The sequence below is a fragment of the Streptomyces sp. H27-C3 genome (genome assembly GCF_030063415.1).
Classification (GTDB): Bacteria; Actinomycetota; Actinomycetes; order Streptomycetales; family Streptomycetaceae; genus Streptomyces.
This window is the reverse complement of sequence record NZ_JASITA010000019.1, coordinates 102,631-118,425: the sequence shown is the minus strand read 5'-3', so window position 1 is coordinate 118,425 and position 15,795 is coordinate 102,631. Positions and strand designations below refer to the sequence as shown.

Annotated in this window: 14 protein-coding genes; 5 read left to right on the top strand and 9 right to left on the bottom strand. The window is 68.6% G+C overall.

Annotated elements, in window-relative coordinates:
- Positions 1 to 65 precede the first annotated feature (65 nt).
- From QMK30_RS20520 to QMK30_RS20505, 4 genes are all read left to right on the top strand, one after another.
- Positions 66 to 1,370, top strand: a complete 1,305-nt coding sequence (locus QMK30_RS20520; RefSeq protein ID WP_283519743.1) for a GAF domain-containing protein — start codon at positions 66 to 68, stop codon at positions 1,368 to 1,370.
- 136 nt (positions 1,371 to 1,506) lie between these two features.
- Entirely contained in the window at positions 1,507 to 3,030 is a 1,524-nt protein-coding gene (gene exaC, locus QMK30_RS20515; protein WP_283519742.1) for an acetaldehyde dehydrogenase ExaC, read from the top strand.
- A 168-nt stretch (positions 3,031 to 3,198) separates the two neighbouring features.
- Complete coding sequence (locus QMK30_RS38495) at positions 3,199 to 4,044, top strand: alpha/beta fold hydrolase (protein ID WP_349362093.1); 846 nt, start codon at positions 3,199 to 3,201, stop codon at positions 4,042 to 4,044.
- Positions 4,008 to 4,169 carry a hypothetical protein gene (locus tag QMK30_RS20505; RefSeq protein WP_283519741.1) on the top strand — a complete coding sequence of 54 codons (162 nt, stop codon included), beginning with the start codon at positions 4,008 to 4,010 and terminating at the stop codon, positions 4,167 to 4,169. Before QMK30_RS38495 ends, QMK30_RS20505 begins: the two co-directional genes overlap by 37 nt.
- Before the next feature lie 71 nt (positions 4,170 to 4,240).
- On the opposite strand, the gene QMK30_RS20500 is transcribed toward QMK30_RS20505, so the two are convergent.
- The 9 genes from QMK30_RS20500 to QMK30_RS20460 form a co-directional block, all read right to left on the bottom strand.
- The gene (locus QMK30_RS20500; protein WP_283519740.1) at positions 4,241 to 5,071 is read right to left on the bottom strand and encodes a PaaX family transcriptional regulator; all 831 of its coding nucleotides are present in this window, start codon (positions 5,069 to 5,071) and stop codon (positions 4,241 to 4,243) included.
- Positions 5,072 to 5,141: 70 nt separating this feature from the next.
- Complete coding sequence (locus QMK30_RS20495) at positions 5,142 to 5,882, bottom strand: maleate cis-trans isomerase family protein (protein WP_283519770.1); 741 nt, start codon at positions 5,880 to 5,882, stop codon at positions 5,142 to 5,144.
- A gap of 100 nt (positions 5,883 to 5,982) precedes the next feature.
- Entirely contained in the window at positions 5,983 to 6,891 is a 909-nt protein-coding gene (locus QMK30_RS20490; RefSeq protein WP_283519739.1) for a fumarylacetoacetate hydrolase family protein, read from the bottom strand.
- A gap of 178 nt (positions 6,892 to 7,069) precedes the next feature.
- A complete protein-coding gene (locus tag QMK30_RS20485; protein WP_283519738.1) occupies positions 7,070 to 8,197 on the bottom strand; it encodes a cupin domain-containing protein in 1,128 nt (375 codons plus the stop codon).
- A complete protein-coding gene (locus tag QMK30_RS20480; RefSeq protein WP_283519737.1) occupies positions 8,194 to 9,237 on the bottom strand; it encodes a carbon-nitrogen hydrolase family protein in 1,044 nt (347 codons plus the stop codon). The genes QMK30_RS20485 and QMK30_RS20480 overlap by 4 nt, the downstream gene beginning before the upstream one ends.
- A gap of 13 nt (positions 9,238 to 9,250) precedes the next feature.
- Positions 9,251 to 11,647: a bifunctional salicylyl-CoA 5-hydroxylase/oxidoreductase gene (locus QMK30_RS20475; RefSeq protein WP_283519736.1), complete on the bottom strand. Its 2,397-nt coding sequence runs from the start codon at positions 11,645 to 11,647 to the stop codon at positions 9,251 to 9,253.
- A 101-nt stretch (positions 11,648 to 11,748) separates the two neighbouring features.
- Complete coding sequence (locus QMK30_RS20470; protein WP_283519735.1) at positions 11,749 to 12,240, bottom strand: acyl-CoA thioesterase; 492 nt, start codon at positions 12,238 to 12,240, stop codon at positions 11,749 to 11,751.
- Between the two features lie 95 nt (positions 12,241 to 12,335).
- Entirely contained in the window at positions 12,336 to 13,961 is a 1,626-nt protein-coding gene (locus tag QMK30_RS20465; protein WP_283519734.1) for an AMP-binding protein, read from the bottom strand.
- Between the two features lie 175 nt (positions 13,962 to 14,136).
- Entirely contained in the window at positions 14,137 to 14,532 is a 396-nt protein-coding gene (locus QMK30_RS20460) for an ATP-binding protein (protein ID WP_283519733.1), read from the bottom strand.
- Between the two features lie 305 nt (positions 14,533 to 14,837).
- Between QMK30_RS20460 and QMK30_RS20455 the strand changes: the two genes are divergently transcribed.
- A complete protein-coding gene (locus QMK30_RS20455) occupies positions 14,838 to 15,779 on the top strand; it encodes an alpha/beta hydrolase fold domain-containing protein (protein ID WP_283519732.1) in 942 nt (313 codons plus the stop codon).
- The last annotated feature ends 16 nt before the right edge of the window (positions 15,780 to 15,795 follow it).

The window sequence follows — 15,795 nt, the reverse complement described above, 5'->3', positions numbered from 1 at the left end:
GCGTGGGACGGGCGTTGACAAAACGGCCGGTGCAGCGCTTGTCGGGCTCCCCGGGCACGACGACGATGGCAGGAACCGGAATCGTCGTTGGGGAGGCCGAGTTGACCGACGCGTGGGTGGCTCTTCAAGCGGGCGCCGATCCGGTCGCGCGGCTCGGTGCCCTGCGCCGGGCGCACGACACGTTCACCGCGGCGGGGCGCGTAGAGCGGCCCGTGCGCCCGGTGGTGGCGGACTCCTGGCGGCGCTCGGCCAGGGCGCGGGTCAGTCCCGACGGGCACGCACGCGTGGAGCTGTGCGACGACGATCTCGGCTCGTACCGCGACAGCCATCCGTTGGCGCGCGCCATGCCCGTCGTCCGTGAGCTGATGGGGACGTACGCCCTGGACGGCGAGCACCTGGTGGCGGTGTGCGACGCGCAGGGGCGGCTGCTGTGGGTCGAGGGGCACGCGCGGACGCGGCAGCTCGCCGGGCGGATGAACTTCGTGCCGGGCGCCCGCTGGGCCGAGGCCGCCGTGGGCACCAACGCCCCGGGCACGGCGCTGGCCGTCGACCGTCCCGTGCAGGTGTTCGCCGCCGAGCACTTCCGGCGGCCCGTCCAGCAGTGGACCTGCGCCGCGGCGCCACTGCACGATCCGCGTTCCGGGCGGCTGCTGGGCGCGGTGGACATCACCGGCGGGGACGGCCTCGCGCATCCGCACAGCCTCGCGTTCGTCCAGGCCGTGGCCCGCGCGGCGGAAGCCCATCTGGCGCTCCTCGCACCTCAACCGCCGGTCACCGGCTCGGCCCTGCTGTACGCACTCGGGCGCAACGAGGCACTGCTGGTGGCGGGCGGACACAAGCTGCGCCTCAGCCGCCGCCACAGCGAGATCCTGGTCCTGCTGGCCCGCCACCCCGAGGGCCTCACCGGTGACGAACTGCTCTGTGAGCTGTACGAGGACGAGTCGGTCACCCCGGTCACGCTGCGCGCCGAACTGTCCCGGCTGCGCCGCCTGCTCGGCCCCGACCTGCTCCACTCGCGGCCGTACCGTCTCACCGCCGTGGTCGACGCGGACTTCGGCACCGTCGCGCGACGGCTGGGTTCAGGGGCGGTCGCCGCCGCCCTGAGCGCGTACGCGGGCCCCCTGCTGCCCGGGTCGCAGGCGCCCGGGGTGACGCGGCTGCGGCGGCGCCTGGAGGACCAGTTGAGGGCGGCCGTGATCGCTCGCGCGGATCCGGGGCTGCTGGCCGACTGGGCCTACAGCCCATGGGGCGAGGACGACCTGGCCGTGTGGCAGGCGCTGGATTCCGTACTGCCCGCGCATCAGCGTCCCGCGGCGCACGCGCGCGTGCGGGAACTGGACACGGAGCTGAGCGCCGGTCCTGGCCGATGACCGGGCGGCCGAAGGCCAGGACTGCCGGGCGGGTCATCGGCCCGGCGGGCGCAACGGAGTTGCAACGTCCGGCTCCCTAGTCTCCGTCCGGGCGCTGTCCAACAGCGGGCGGCGCCGTCCGAGGAAGGCCAACGCGATGACCCGTTACTCCGCGCCAGGCAGCGAGGGCGCGATCGTCTCGTACCAGCCCCGTTACGACAACTGGATCGGCGGCGAGTACGTACCGCCGGTCCGCGGCGGGTACTTCGAGAACCCGAGTCCGATCAACGGCCGTACGTTCACCGAGATCGCCCGCGGCACGGCCGAGGACGTCGAGCTCGCCCTGGACGCGGCGCACGCCGCCGCGCCGGCCTGGGGACGGACGGCGGCCGGTGACCGCGCGAACATCCTACTGAAGATCGCCGACCGGATGGAGGCCCATCTGGAAGAACTGGCGGTCGCGGAGAGCTGGGAGAACGGCAAGCCGGTACGGGAGACCCTCGCCGCCGACATCCCCCTCGCCATCGACCACTTCCGCTACTTCGCCGGGGCGCTCAGGGCCCAGGAAGGCACGCTCAGCGAGGTCGACGACGACACCATCGCTTACCACTTCAATGAGCCGCTCGGAGTCGTCGGCCAGATCATTCCGTGGAACTTCCCCATCCTGATGGCGACCTGGAAGCTGGCCCCGGCGCTCGCCGCGGGCAACGCGGTGGTGCTCAAGCCCGCGGAGCAGACCCCGGCATCCATCCATTTCTGGATGAGCCTGATCGAGGACCTGCTGCCGCCCGGCGTCGTCAACATCGTCAACGGCTTCGGTGTGGAGGCCGGCAAGCCGCTGGCATCCAGCCCACGCGTCGCGAAGATCGCCTTCACCGGTGAGACCACCACGGGGCGGCTGATCATGCAGTACGCCTCCGAGAACATCAAGCCCGTCACCCTCGAACTGGGCGGCAAGAGCCCCAACATCTTCTTCGACGACATCTGGAACGCGGACGACGACCTGCGCGACAAGGCCCTCGAAGGCTTCACGATGTTCGCGCTCAACCAGGGCGAGGTGTGCACCTGTCCGTCGCGCGCGCTGATCCAGCGCGGTCACTACAGCGACTTCTTGGAGGCGGCGATCGCCCGCACCGAGCTGATCAAGCCGGGGCACCCTCTGGACACCGACACGATGATCGGCGCGCAGGCCTCCAACGACCAGCTCCAGAAGATCCTTTCGTACCTCGACATCGGCCAGCAGGAGGGCGCCAAAATCCTCACGGGCGGTCAGCAGGTGCAGTACGAGGGCGATATGGCGGGTGGCTACTACGTCCAGCCCACGATCTTCGAGGGTGACAACCGCATGCGGGTCTTCCAGGAGGAGATCTTCGGTCCGGTCGTAGCCGTCACCTCCTTCACCGACTTCGACGACGCGATCAAGACGGCGAACGACACGCTGTACGGGCTGGGGGCCGGAGTCTGGACGCGGGACATCAACACGGCGTACCGCGCGGGTCGCGCGATCCAGGCGGGCCGCGTCTGGACGAACTGCTACCACGCGTACCCGGCGCACGCGGCCTTCGGCGGCTACAAGCAGTCCGGCATCGGCCGGGAGAACCACAAGATGATGCTGGACCACTACCAGCAGACGAAGAACCTCCTCGTGTCGTACTCGGCGAAGAAGTTGGGTTTCTTCTAGACGCCGGAAAAACGCGCCTGAACAGGTGCTTTACCTGTCAGGCGCCCTTCGTGGCACGCATCTAGGCCGTGCAGCCTGGAGGATGTGAGGATCGTCGTGTACTGCAGTGCTCACCCTGCCCTGCAGCAGGGTCACCTCGACGCAGTCCCCGATGGCCTCCTGGATCTCATGGACCCAGCGCTCAGGCTGCTCTCCGGGCAGCAGCCGCCCGTCGAGCACCACAGTCGCCTCGCTCGGCACGACGCTCTGTCGCTCTCCTGCGGACAGGAGTATGGGGGTGGCAATGTTGTGCAGCCCGGCGACGACGAATTCGCGGAGCACCGGATCGATGGGCAGGCTGTTCGCGCGTTCCCAGGTCGGTTCCTCCAGGAGACGCCCGATCGCCTCTGCCGTTGTGCCGGGTACAGCTCAGCCAGGGTCCCCAGCATTCTGCGCGAAGTCGGTTGCAGCACCGACTCCGGGGTGAAGTCCGAGCGCGGCGAAGGCGACAAGGTAGCGCTGCTCCTCCACGGAGGAATGTCGGATCACCGCACGTGGCACGCGGTGGAGGAACGACTGGTCGAGCGCGGGTACCGGGTGGTGGCCCCGGACCTGCGGGGCCACGGGCGCAGCAGCCGTGGAGAATACCGGCCGGACCTACTGGCGGACGACCTGGTAGAGAATCTGCCGACCGGGGCGGACATGGCAATGGGCCACTCCCTGGGAGGGCTGGCACTGTCACTCGCGGCGGCGCGCCTGAGTCCGGCCCGGGCGGTGTACTGCGATCCCGGGTTGCGTCTCGGCGGCCTTGCCCCCGAGACGTACACGTTCATGCGCGACATGGTCGACCAGGCCACTCCCGCGAACGTCCGGCGGGCAAACCCGCGCTGGTCGGAGCGGGACGAGGCCGCGGAGGTGGCGGGCTCGCCCTGTTCGACCGCGACTTCCTGCGCCGCGTCGCGGGCTTTGACGGGGACTACCTGCCCGACGCCCCCGTGGTGCCTTCACTCGTACAGCTGGCCGACCCGAGCCTGACGATCGACACCGAAGCGGCGGACCAACTGCGAGAGCGCGGCTTCCAGGTAGCGGTCGTGGCCGGCCACTGCATCCACCGGGACGACCTGGAGGGTCTCATGGCGTCCCTGCAGGGCTGGATCTGACACTCCCTAGGTTACACGTGCGATAGGTCCGAGATCTCGCTCGCCGCGTTCCCTGAATTCGGAATGCCCGGCTACGCCTGCGCCGCGAGTCCGGTGGCTTTCTGTACATGCCGCAGGCTCGGTTCGGCGAGTACACGATGCAGTTCCTGGAATACCTGGCGCGCGGCGACCGCGTTCCAGTCGCCCGGCAGCAGTTCGGTGGGCAGCCCGGGGTCCAGATACGGAAGGCGGCGCCACTGCGTCAGCATCGGCACGTAATGGCGGAACGCCTCTGTGGTATCCGGCTCGCCCTGCCGCGACAGCCGTTCGACGACCGGACCGTAGGCGTCGGTGAAGGCGGCGTACTGGGTCTGGATCGCCGGGAAGTCCCACCAGGTACTGACGGTAGAACGCAGATCGCTGAATGCGGCGTACTCGGCGGCGAACAGGTGCACATAGTCGCTGAGTCCGAGACGGACCAGCGTGCAGCGTACGTCGTCAAGAAGGCGGCCCGGCGCCAGCCAGACGCCGGGAGCCATGTTCCCGAAGCCCAGCCAGGTCAGCCGGGTGCGCAGCTGGTAGCGGTAGGAGCGCTCCGACTCCGGCACGGAGAAGACGGCCATGGCCCAGCCGTCGGACAGGTCCGCCGGTTCCAGGCTGCCGAAGATACGGCGGTCGCCCTCGTCGAAGATGGGATGGACGGCCGGGCTCAGCCGGTACCCGGTAGTTCCCTGGCGTTCGGGCTCCAGGACGCCCTTCTTCTTCAGCCGTGACATGGCCGAGCGCACCGCCTGGCTGTCCACGTCCAGTTCTGACATCAGCGTGATCAGGTCGGCGATGGAGATCCATCCGCCGAGGTGGCGCAGGAACGCTCCGTAGACCGTATTGATCAGTGAGCTGGGCCGGGTGGGGCTGTCCGACATGATCGCCTTCCGTCGTGTGCGGTGGCGATCCTACCGAGCGTCCACAGGGAGCCACACGGCCCACTGCTGTTCACGCCGTTGTTGCCGCCTGCTGGGCCGGGGGCGCCTCGGCGTACGCGCCGGACAGCAGGTGGCCTGCACCGGGGGCGACGGCCGGGAGATCGAGAGCGCGCAGCATCTGGTGCGCGGTACAGACCGCCGCGGACACCACGGGCTTGCCCAGGAGTTGTTCGGCTTCCTCGATCGCGCCCAGGGAAGGCATCTGCACACAGGCGGAAAGCACGACGGCGTCGGCGTCGGCGTGATCCAGGGCGCGGGCGAGAGCCGGCAGATTGCCGGGGTCGTGCGCCGCGACGGCCAGGTTGTCGGGTATCTCCAGTGCCCGGTAGTCGAGCACGTCGATTCCCTCGTGGGTGAGATAGCCGACGACGGTCTCGGTGAGGGGGCGCATGTACGGTGCGATCAGGGCGACCTTCTTGGCGCCGATGGTGTGCAGTCCATGGACCAGGGCGCCGGCACTGGTGACGACGGGCGCGGGGGCGCCGTTCTCCTGGGTGCGGCGGTGGAGGCGTTCCTCGGATGTGCGGTGGTAGCCCAGACCCATGCTCATGATGGCGACCAGGCAGGCATAGCCCAGTACGTCGACACGGGCGTCCGAGAGCTCCACGGCGCAGCGATCGGAGTCGGCGTCCATCGCCTTGAGCTGTTCGGGGGTGACATGGGTCATCCGCATGCGGCTGGAGTGAAAGGTGAAGCGTTCGGGCGCCACGGTCTGCCGGGCGCGCAAGATGGCGGGTACTTCCGTCTCCATGGTGACGTTGGAGCTCGGCACGATCTGGCCGATGCGGTAGGTGCGGTGCTGCGAAGACACGGGCTCTCCTGGTGACGGGTCGGTGCTGGGGCCGTGGTGGTCAGCGGGCGTCGATCACGGGGTTGGTGAGGGTGCCGACTCCCTCGACGGTGGCTTCGACGGTGTCGCCGGGGGTCAGGAACTCCGGCGGGACCATGCCGGCGCCGACGCCCGCGGGAGAGCCGGTGGCGATGACGTCGCCGGGTTCGAGGGTCACCCCCGAACTGATGTCGGCGATCAGGCGGGCGATGGGGAACAGCATGTGGCGGGTGTTGGACTTCTGCTTGGTCACGCCGTTGACGCGCAGCGACAGGTCCAGGGCCATGGGGTCGGGCACCGCGTCGGCGGTCACGACGGCCGGGCCGAAGGGGGCGTACGAATCCTGCCCCTTGGAGAAGAACCACTGCCCGGAACGGCGCTGATCGCGGGCGCTGATGTCGTTGACGATGCTGTAGCCGAAGACGTGGCCGAGGGCATCGTCCTCGCTGACACGGAAGGCGGTGCGTCCGATGACGACGGCGAGTTCGCATTCCCAGTCCAGCTGGGACGTCAGGTCCGCGTTGTGCAGGATCGGCTGGCCCGGCCCGGTGACCGCGGTCGCCGGCTTGCTGAAGAGGACCGGGCGAGGGGGCAGTTCCTTGTCGGTGTCCAGGCTGCGGCTGGACTCCTCGACATGCTCGACATAGTTGAGGCCGACTCCGATGATCTTGCCAGGGCGCAGCGGTGCGCGGAGCGAGACATCACCGAGCCGGTGGACGGCGTCGGAGGGCCATCCGGTGGGGTCGTCGGCCAGCAGACGCTGCGCGGCGCCCTGGGCAGAGGCGCCCGCCTGGATGAACGAGAGCAGATCAAGGGGAAGCTGTACGCCGGACCGGTCGGCCAAGGCGGCGAGGTCGACGATGTGCTCGTCGTCGATCTGGGCGCCCAAGCGGTTGGGGCCGTCGTTGAGGGTGTACGTCACGAGTCGCATCGGTGCTCCTGGCGGTCGAAAGACAAAGGGCGGTCAAGAAGGTGGGGCGGCGGCAGGCTCAGGTACCTTGACCGCCGCCCCGGCGCCGGGGACGGCGCGGGGCAGAATGACCGTCCCCGGCGGCGCTGCCGCTCCGCTACCGGTGTCAGGGCCGGCGGTCGTGGTGCGGCAACGCGATCTAGGCGATGGGCTGATGCCCGTCGTTGCCGGTGTAGGACTCTTCCCGGTAGAAGCCGAGCGAGCGCATCACGGGGAAGTCATTGAAGGAGAACAGACAGGCGTCCTCGGACTGGTCGAGGTTGCTGTGCTCGTGCCAGGCCCAGGAGGGTACGCAGAAAATGTCACCCTGCTTCCACGCGAAGCGTTGTCCTGCGATCACCGATACGCCGTTGCCCTTGGCCGCGGTGTAGATGACGGAGCCGGTGTGGCGGTGGGCTCGGGTGGCCTGGCCGGGGCGCAGCAGCTGCATATGGGCCCCCATGGTGGGCATGACCGAGCCGCCGGTGACCGGGTTGGTGTACTCCGCGATCACACCGTCGTACGGAGACCCTTCGGCGGCCGTCGCCAAGTCGCACAGGGCCTCGTACGTCGGCTCCCACGGGTAGGCGAGCAGGGGGGAGTACGGCCTGGTCCACTTCTCCATGCCGTATGGCAGCAGGTTCGCGCCGTAGGTGAGGACGGAGGAATTGATCACCTTTCCGGGCGCCTGGTACAGGTCCGGGTGGACCTCGTAGAAGCCGGCGTCCAGGGCGTTGACCAGCGGAATGTCGAGTCCGTCCTGCCAGATGACTGGGGCGTCGCCGGACTCGTTGCCGTGTTCGTGCCAGGTACCGTTGGGAGTGATGGCGAAGTCGCGGGCGCCCACCTTGAGCTTCTGTCCGTCCACGACGGTCCACGCGCCGGTGCCTTCCTGGACGAAGCGCAGAGCGGCGGCCTGGTGGCGGTGGGCGGTCATGGCCTCGCCGGGTCCCATGATCTGCAGACCGGTGTAGAGGAGTCCGGCGGCGGCGCTGACGTCCCTGCGGCCGGGGTTGACGAGCATGACGACCCGGCGGCCCGCGTCGTCGGCCCTGACCAGGTCGAGCGCCTTGTGGACCAGGGGGCGCAGTTCGTCGTAACGCCACAGGGCGGGGACGGACTTCGGCTGCGGGTACCAGGGCTCGATGCCGTTGGCGACAGTCCACAGCGCGCCGGCCTGCAGCTCGGCGAGCTCGCCGTAGTAGGCCGTGAGTTCGGGGGTGTCCAGGACACGCGCCCGTCCCAACATCGTGTCGTCGTGCACCGTCTCGTCGTGTTCGGTGGTCATGCTTCCTCCTTCGTGGTGCCGTTGATCTCGGTCGCGGGGTGCGTGGCGGCGGAAGTGTGTTCGTACGGCGGGGTGGGCTCGGTCGAGAAGGTCACCGGAGTGCGCGGGCGGTTGTCGACATGGAGCTGGAAGATGTCGAAGCGGTTGTAGTGGCCGACGATGTCGTGCATCTGCTTGGGCTGGATGCACTTGGCCAGGTCGATGTCGGCGTAGACGATGCCGTCGTCGTCGATGAGGGGTTCGGTGACGGGGCGGCCGTCCGGACCGAAGATCCCGGAGAGTGCACTGCGGGGGCGGGCGAGCATGCTCCGTACGTCTTCGTCGTCACCGGCGATGGCGTCGACCATCTCAGGAGAGATGGTCGAGCAGGCCACGACGGAGAAGACCTTGCCCTCGAAGCTGTGGGCGGCGGTGCGGACAGCGATTGCATCCGCCATGTCGTAGTCCGCGGGCGCGACCGGCAGCGCGATGTAGCAGGAGGCGTGGACCAGTTCGCCCTGCGCGAGAAGGGTGAAGCGGGCCAGGGTGTTGGTGTTCTCGCCGCAGGCGAGCGCACCGAGCGGCCCGATAGGGGTGGGATGGACCTTGAGGGAACTCCCGTCACCTCCGGTCCAGGTCAGCTTCTCGGCCCAGGTGGGCACCAACTTACGGTGCACACCGAGTAGTTCACCGTCCGCGCCGATGGTGAGCAGAGTGTTGTAGAGGACGCCGAGGCTGTGCGGGCCCCGCTCGTTGACGCCGATGACAAGGACGACACCGTACTGACGGGCGGCGGCACGCAGCGCGTCCACGTGCGGGCCGGGTACGTCGATCGAGGAGCGGTAGAGGCGTTCGAACCATGGTGAGCCCTGGACCGGGTTCATGGTCCAGTTCCAGTACGGGTAGCCGGGGACGAACGACTCCGGGAAGACCACGAGTTCGGCGCCGTTGGCCGACGCCTCGCGGATGAGTGCGATCGCCTTGTCCACGGTTGCCGGGGCGTCCAGGTAGACGGGGGCCGTCTGGACCGCGGCGGCGGTGAAGCGGGGCAGGTTCTCCATCGGATCCTCCGGGTCAGTGGACGGTCGCCGGCGCGGGTGCGGTGACATCGGGGTGCGGAAGCCAGCGCTGGTGCACGGGGCCGGAAGGTGCGCGGAGCAGCTGGAGGCGGGGCGGGATGCGGTCGCTGCGGGCGCCGGGAGGCCTCTTGCTGCCCGCCCTCCAGGACGTTGGCCAGGGTGCGCCGGGTCCGGTGTAGTTCTGGGCGGCCGCGGCGTGCAGGGTCCACAGCGGGTCATGGAGCTGGGCGCGGCCGACGGCGCACAGGTCCGCCCGGCCGGCCAGGATGATGGAGTTGACGTCGTCGTACGTGGAGATGGCGCCGACGGCGATGGTGGGGATGCCAGTGGCGTTGCGGACAAGATCGGCGTACGGCGTCTGGTAGCTCCGCCCGTATCGGGGTCGCTCGTTGGAAACGACCTCACCGGTGGAGATGTCCACGGCGTCCGCTCCGGCGTCGGCCAGGGCCCGGGAGATGGCGACGGCGTCCGCTTCACTGGTGCCGCCCTCGGCCCAGTCGGCGGCGGAGATACGGACGACCAGCGCCTTACCCGAGGGCCAGACTGCGCGGACAGCCCGCAGCACTTCGAGGGGGAAGCGCAGTCGGTTTGCCAGAGTTCCGCCGTAGGAGTCGGTGCGTCGGTTGGTCAGCGGCGAGAGGAATCCCGACATCAAGTGGCCGTGCCCGTACTGGAGTTCAAGGGCGTCGAAGCCGGCACAGTGGGCCCGTTCGGCGGCGGTGACGAAGTCATGGGTGATGCGCTCCAGGTCCGTACGGGTGGCTTCGCGGGGGACCGTGCTGGCCGGGTCCCAGGCGAGCGGTGAGCATGCGAGAAGTGGCCACCCGCCGTCACCGAGGGGGACCCTGCTGCCGTTGGGGCGTGGCGTGGTGGTGGCCGCGCGACGCCCGGCGTGGGTGAGCTGAATGCCCAGGCAGGCGCTCGACTGTCCATGGACGAAGTCGGTGATCCGGCGCCAGGCCGCCGCCTGCTCGTCGGTGTACAGGCCGGGGCAGCCAGGGGTGGCCCGCCCGTCGGCGCTGACGGCCGTCATTCCGGCGAAAACCAGGCCGGAACCACCCAGGGCCTGGGTGCTCAGGTGGACGAGTTCGAAGTCGCCGGGGAGACCCTCGCGTGCGGCGTACAGGGCGATGGGCGGCGCGACGACACGGTTGCGCAGACGCAGCCCGCCCAGCTGGAGGGGGCGGAACATCGGCGGAACATCGGAGTCGGAGGCCGGTGCGACGCCGGTGTGCGTCTGCGCGTGCCAGGAGTCGACGGCAGTGGTGAATCCCACGTCCCGTACCCGCAGGTTGTCGTAAGTGACGCGGCGACTGCGAGTCAGCAGGTTGAAGGCGAACTGGTGGGGGTCCTGGTCCGTGTAACGGTCGACATTCTCGAACCACTCCAGGCTGGCCTGGGCCGCGCGCTGGGTCGATTCCACGACCGGCTTGCGCTCCGCTTCGTACGCGGCGAGTGCGGTGGGCACGCCCGGGTGTTCGTGGAGGCAGGCGGCCAGGGCGAGCGCGTCCTCCATGGCGAGCTTGGTGCCGGAGCCGATGGAGAAGTGGGCCGTGTGGGCGGCGTCACCGAGCAACACCACATTGCCGTGGCGCCAGGTGCGGTTGCGTACGGTGGTGAAACGGATCCACTTGGAGCTGTTGGGGATCAGGCAGTGTCCGTCCAGGTGCGGGGCGAGCAGTTCCTGGCACAGCCGGATGCTCTCCTCGTCGCTGGCCCCGGCGGGACGGTCGCGGGCGGCGTACTTGTCGAATCCGGCGCGTCGCCAGGCGTCCTCGTCGATCTCGACGATAAAGGTGCTGCGGGTGGGGTCGAACGGGTACGCGTGCACCTGCAGGGTGCCGAAATCGTGCTCGTCGACGATGAAGGTGAAGGCTTCGAAGACCTTGTCCGTGCCAAGCCACATGTAGCGGCAGTGCCGTTCATCCAGCTCCGGCCGGAAGGTGTCGGCGTACATCGCACGTGTAGCCGACCGTACGCCGTCACAGGCCACCACCAAGTCGTACGCCACGGCGAGTTCCTCCACCGGCGGGGCCTGGGTGCGGTAGCGGACGTCCACATCAAGGGCCGCGCACCGTTGTTGCAGGATCTGCAGCAGGCGCTTGCGTCCCAGGGCCGCGAAGCCGTGGCCGCCCGATGTAAGGAGCCGCTCCTTGTAACGGACGTCGATATCGCTCCATCGGGCGAAGTCCGCCGACATGGCCTCGAAGACCGCCGGGTCGGCCTGTGCGATGCCGTCGAGCGTCTCGTCGGAGAACACCACCCCGAATCCGAAGGTGTCGTCGGCCGCGTTGCGCTCCCAGACGGTGATGTCCCATCGCGGGGAGAGTTGCTTGGCCAGGGCCGCAAAGTACAGCCCGCCGGGCCCTCCCCCTATGACTGCTACGCGCACGGCGTCCTCCTACTAGGTTCCAGAAACAATGTATGCCGTAAATTCTACGACCGTCAAGAATTCGAGATACAGGGGTGGGGTGTTGAGGCTCTCACCAGTGGTCAGGCGAAGAGCTCGGGGGCCTGCGGGCCCGCCTTCGTGAGAACCTCGCGCACGTCGTCGGGCCAGGGCGTTGAACCAGTGGCACGGGCTGCCGAGTGCGCGATGACCATGCGTCCGGTGGCGGCCTCCTCGCCCTCACCGCGGACGGTGAAGGCGTAGTGAAGGGAGCTGCTTCCGACGCGGGTGACCCGCAGCTCGGTGCGCACGGTCTCGCCGAACCACAGCCGGGCCCGGTAATCGGCCTCGAAACGCACCCGCGGCGTGCTGCCGAAGAGATGGGCCAGCCCCAGCCGCCGCAGCAGGACGGCCTCGGCCGCCTCGACCCAACGCACCACGGTGGAGTGGTGGTAGTGGCCGGCCGCATCGGTGTCCGGCCACTCGACCCGGCGCTCGATGACGACGCTGGGCAGATTGAGAGCGGGAGCATCCGCGCAGGCGGGGACGCAGGGGCCCGTCGGGGAGGTCGTCTGCTGCGGGCTGGAGGTGTCCATGGCGCTGCCTTTCGTCCGGCCAAGAGGTGGCAGGGAGTGCGGAAGTCCGGCCTTACGGGCCGGAGCAGGGCATAGAGCGGAGGTCAGCGCGTGCGCTAACCAGCCGTCTTTCGGGCCCACTTGCGCACTTCACCGCGTTGAAGCTTTCCGTTGCTGGTGCGCGGCAGCTCGGCGACGAACTCGACGGCGCGCGGGTATTTGTACGGCGCGATGGTCTGCTTGACGTGGTTCTGCAGTTCCTCGACGGTCACGTCATCGGCGGCTGAGCCGGGCCGCAGAACCACATACGCCTTGACGACCATTCCGCGCCGCTCGTCCGGAGCGCCCACGACGGCGCACTCCTCGACAAGCGGGTGAGTCGCCAGCGCCTTCTCGACGTCGGGGCCTGCGATGTTGTAGCCAGAGGAGACGATCATGTCGTCACTGCGGGCCACGTACCAGAAATAGCCTTCGGCATCGCGTACGTAGGTGTCCCCGGTGAGGTTCCAACCGCCCTTGACGTATGTCGTCTGGCGCGGGTCCGACAGATACCGGCAGCCGGTGGGACCGGTTACGGCAAGAAAGCCCGGCTGCCCGTCGGGCACCGATTCGCCGGCTTCGTTCACCACCGCCGCCCGGTAACCGGGGACGGGTCTGCCAGTGGCACCGGGACGTATGTCGTCGTCGGCCGCGGAGATGAACACATGGAGCATCTCGGTGGCTCCGATGCCGTCGATAATGCGCAGCCCGGTGGCCGCATAAAACTCCTCCCACAGGGCCGCCGGCAACGTCTCTCCGGCTGATACGCACCGGCGCAGGCCCGCCAGGCGGTCCACCGCTCCGGCGGACATGATCGCCCGGTAGGCGGTGGGGGCGGTGAAGAGCACAGTGACGCCGTGTTCCGCGACGAGATCGGCCAGTTGCCGCGGGGCGGCCTGCTCAATGAGCAAGGTTGCCGCGCCCACGTGCAGCGGGAAGACGACCAACCCACCGAGCCCGAAGGTGAAGGCCAGCGGCGGTGTGCCGGTGAACACGTCGTCATGCCGCGGCTTGAGGACATGACGGGAGAAGGTGTCGGCGTTGGCCAATACGTCCCGGTGGAAGTGCATGGTCGCCTTGGGCCGACCCGTCGTGCCGGAGGTGAACGCGATGAGAGCCACGTCGTCGGCGGCGGTGTCGATGTTGGTGAACTCGCCCGCCTTCGCCGCACTGCGTTGCGTCAGGTCGTGCTCTCCGGGGCCACCGTAGGGGAGGACGGCGAGACCGGGGGTGTCTGCGGCGTCGAGGTCGTCAAGGTAGCGGTGGTCGCATATGGCGATCGAGGGCCGACTGATGTCGTGCAGTTCCCCGACCTCGGCCGCGCGAAGGAGCGGCATGGTGGTGACGGCGACTCCGCCGGCCTTGAGCACCCCGAACCAGGCAGCGACGAGCCATGGGTTGTTCGGGCCGCGCAGCAGGACACGGTTTCCGGGCCGGATACCGAAGTCCTCGGTGAGCACCTGGGCGATCTGGTTGGCGCGGCTCAGGAGTTCGCCGTAGGACCACCGTTCGGAAGGGGTCAGCAGACAGGGGCGGTCGGCTCCCCAGCGTGCGACGGCGTCGTCGAGCAGTCGCTGGGCGCAGTTGAGGCGAACCGGATAGTGCAACTCCGGCAGATCGAAGTGGAGTTCGGGCCACAGAGGGAAGGGCGGGAGCCGATCACGACAGAAGGAGTCGGCGTGCACTGAAGGGGATAGCTCCATGGGGCAGCACCTCAATCTCGGAGCGGCAGGGAGAGTGGGGCAAGTATCCCGCTAATCTGACGACCGTCAATAGTTCGCCATACAAGAGTTGAATGAACGGCACCCGCGCGGCCGGCGAGGCGCGTCGGCATCCGCGACCGCTCCGAACTGGACGGATCTTCCTGCGGGGTACGGGTCACCCCAGGGCTCGCTCCGCCTCCACAGGGGCCTCCCGGGGGACGGGAATGCGCACACGGAGCGCCTTGCCACAGCCTCGCGGGAGCGCGGTGACCTCGCCGCACATCTCGGCAATCAACAGGTGGACGATCAGCAGTCCGCGGCCGCTCTCGGCATCGACGTCGACCTCCCGCCCCGTACACGGCAGGACCGGATCGCCGTCGAGAACTTCGAGCTGCAGCCAGCTGCAGCCCAGTGCCATAGAGACGTGCAGGCGGTCGGTGACGGCCCCAGCATGCTGCACGGCATTGGCGACGAGTTCACTGACCAGCAGCAGACTTTCAGTGACGGCGGCGGACACCCGCCAGCCCTCGAGAACGGCGCGGACGATTGTCCGGATTCTCGGAACGGTCACAGCACTCAACCTCGGGGCGCAGCGAACGAAGGACCTGGTCGAACACGGAGGGGCGGCAGGTCGAGCGGTAGCAGCGGACATGACAGACTCCCGGCGGACGGCGAGAACAAAGATCGCTCGTTTGGCGTTACACGTGTAACATTCCAAAGCGCCACCCTTTATAAACACAAGGCATTTCGGACAAAAGGCCGATGTCCCAGTCCCCGGAGGGCTACGGAGGCCGCGCGGCCTCCCCGATGCGTGCTGACGGTCCATCGCACGTGGCAGCGGCGTCGCTTGATCAACTTCGATTGGAAGAGGCAGACATGGCTCAATCGCTTTCGGCCGAGCTCGACACAGGGTGGCCGCCGCCTCCCTACTTGGCTCCCGTTTCACCCGTGGTGGGCGAGGACCGTATCCGCCGCTTCGATGGAGTCACCTACGCAACGACTCCCGGTTACCGGCCCCGCCTGCTCGATGCGTACGTGCCCCCGGCGAGCGAGCCGGTCCCCGCCGTCGTGTGGATACACGGCGGAGGCTGGCTGGAGGGCGACCGGCGCTATCCTCCGCCCACTATCCCGGTCGAGCTGCTGCACGGTTCGATCCTGGCAGCCGGGCTCGCGCTCGTCTGCATCGACTACAGGCACAGCCTCGAGGCTCCGTTCCCCGCTCAGCTGCACGATGTGAAGGCCGCGATCCGCTACGTCCGGCGATTCGCCGACAGCTTCGGCATCGACGAAAAGAGGATCGGTGTGTGGGGCGAGTCGGCCGGCGGCCACCTGGCCGCGCTCGCGGGGCTCGTCGGCCCCGAGAGCCCGAACGGCGAGACGCTGGAGGGCAGCGTAGGGGTGCACGACGAATCCAGCGCCGTCCAGGCCGTCGTCGACTGGTATGGGGTGTCCGAAGTCAGCTCGCTGCTCGCGCATCCCATGCCGCCGTCCCCGCCCGGCACTGAGTACCCCAATCCGTTCAGCGCGCTGCTGGGCGGCTCGACCGACCAATGGACGGAGCTGGCACGGGCCGCCAGTCCAGTCACGTACGCGGAAAAAGGGCGGACTCCCCCGCCGTTCCTCCTGGTTCACGGAACGCAGGACGCTCTCGTGCCTTACAGCCAGAGCGAGATGCTCGCCGAAGCTCTGCGGGGTGCGGGCGGCGATGTCACGCTCCAGCCCGTGGACGGCGCCGACCATATCTTCCTCGGCGCCGCGGATGTCACATCAATAGTCACCGAAGGCACAGCCTTCCTCGCCCGCCATCTGACCGGCTGATCCCCGGACTGCCTGA